This is a genomic window from Embleya sp. NPDC056575 (assembly GCF_042793325.1).
GTDB lineage: Bacteria > Actinomycetota > Actinomycetes > Streptomycetales > Streptomycetaceae > Embleya.
On record NZ_JBHTVA010000175.1, the window covers coordinates 1 to 1557 of the forward strand.

Genomic DNA, 1557 nt, shown 5'->3' on the forward strand with positions numbered 1-1557 from the left:
GTTTGTGAAAATCTCCTTCTTATTTTACAAAAAAAATGAAAAAAGAAAAAGCTGACACTCTCGTTTCTTTATAAAAATAAAAGGAGCCACTAGTGTCGCATTAAAATAATTCAACGATTTATAAAAATCTAAATTTTCAGTAATTTTATCTTTGCATAAAAAAAGCCTTTATAATGGTAGGGCGGTAATAAACCATCCAAATCCAAAATAAAGGACAATAAGCATGGATAAGTTTACACGAAAAACATCATTTGAACAATGGTTTTCACCGATTTTCTTCACAAAACTCGAGGAATTGGTTGAAAGCTATCAATTAAATTACTATACAAAGAAGCTACATATTGCGTCATTCTTGAAATTGTTCGTATTCGCTCAGCTCAATGAAACCGAGAGTCTGCGTGCAGTCAGTGAGACATTATTTTCTGACGAGCTTCAAAAAGCGACGCATTTAGAAGCGATTAGCTTTTCGCTGCTCGGACGCCGATTAAATCAAGTGCCGACTGAAGTGTTCCAACAGGTATTTTTGGATTTAGTTGCCCAAATTCACGAGAAATCACATTATGAGCAGCGCCGAGAAACGACAACACCACTGAAAATTATCGACTCGAGTACGTTGCCATTGAACTTGAAAAACCATAAGTGGGCTGAATTCCGTAAAACAAAGTCGGGCATCAAGCTTCATTTACGTCTTGTTTACGCAGAAAAAGGCTGTTCCTATCCAGATAAAGCGGTGCTGACAAACGCGAAAGAACATGATCGTGGTCAGCTGGAAGTACTCGTTGACGACAAAGAATGCATGTACGTCTTTGACCGGGGTTACTTGGATTATGAACGATTTGACCGCATGACAGACGATGGGTATTTCTTTGTATCACGCTTACGAAAAAACGCTGTCATTCGTGTAATCGAGCCATTTAAACTGCCTGAAGACTCGCTTGTGTTTTCAGATGAAATGGTTTTGATTGGTACACCACAAAACCGTGCAGAAAACGCTTTTCGCCTCATCAAAGTGCTCGATTCAAAAGGAAACGAACTGCATCTGATCACAAATCGATTTGATTTAAGCGCTGACGAAATCGCTGAGTTATATAAGTCGCGCTGGGCAATCGAGCTATTTTTTAAATGGCTGAAGCAGCACCTGAACATCAAAAAGTTCTACGCGCAGAGCGAACAAGGCGTACATAATCAAGTGTATATCGCAATGATTGTATATTGCCTAAATGTACTGGCACAGCTGAACACGAACAGTTCAAGGACGTACTTACAAATTAGTCGCTTACTCAAAGCGGCACCATGGAAATCCGCTCATTTATGGCTACGAAAAATCGTAGGGAAAACCGTGCCCTAAAGAATTTCACAGGTCTGTTGCACTCGTCAAAGATTATAGTAAAAAAATGGATGTTAACTACCTCTATTCAAATGTCTTTGTTTTTCTTCTCATGAGTAAAAACAAGAAAGCAGAAAATTCAGTCAAAATTTATGCAACACTAGTGATCTATGCATCATTTAAAATGGTTTACCCCTTATTCAACTGAACAAACACCATATACTCTTGAC

1 protein-coding gene is annotated in these 1557 nt (G+C 38.4%); it reads left to right on the plus strand.

Annotated elements, in window-relative coordinates:
- Positions 1–223: 223 nt before the first annotated feature.
- On the plus strand, positions 224–1348 hold the full coding sequence (locus tag ACFRCG_RS48520; protein WP_380043066.1) for an IS4-like element IS4Bsu1 family transposase: 1125 nt from the start codon (positions 224–226) through the stop codon (positions 1346–1348).
- Positions 1349–1557 lie beyond the last annotated feature (209 nt).